The following is a 405-nucleotide window of genomic DNA, read 5'->3' on the forward strand; positions in this document are numbered from 1 at the left end:
GCAAATGCAACGATTGATCGGCCTTCAAATCTGACCAGTCAATCAGGACCAAGGGCTCGGCAAGGCGCGCCAACGTTACCCGACACAGCACCGCGTAGATCGACCGGACTTCACCTTGCAGGTGGCGGTTACCAAGCAGACGGTCGGAGCGTTTGATCTTATGGCGTAACCTCGCCTCACCCGCGAAGCGGCGCCCCAGATCGGTCAGTGACAACCGTGGCCCGCTCAGGCACGATACCACGGCCGCCAACAGCGTCGCCAAGCGTCGGCGGTGGTGGTGGTGCAACAACGGTTCCAGGCAGTGATGTAAAATTGTACTGACAGGCATGGGGGGCTCCTGGGGAGTTGGGTGACTTTCCAGGGGCCACAATACCCTATGCATGTCCAGATCGACAGTAACTACAC

At 59.3% G+C, this 405-nt stretch carries 1 pseudogene; it reads right to left on the bottom strand.

What is annotated here, in order from left to right:
* Positions 1 to 328 (bottom strand): annotated as a pseudogene (locus BQ17_RS06790) (IS4 family transposase); the annotation flags it as partial.
* Positions 329 to 405: the final 77 nt, after the last annotated feature.

The organism is Candidatus Thiosymbion oneisti (genome assembly GCF_900092655.1).
GTDB lineage: Bacteria > Pseudomonadota > Gammaproteobacteria > Chromatiales > Chromatiaceae > Thiosymbion > Thiosymbion oneisti.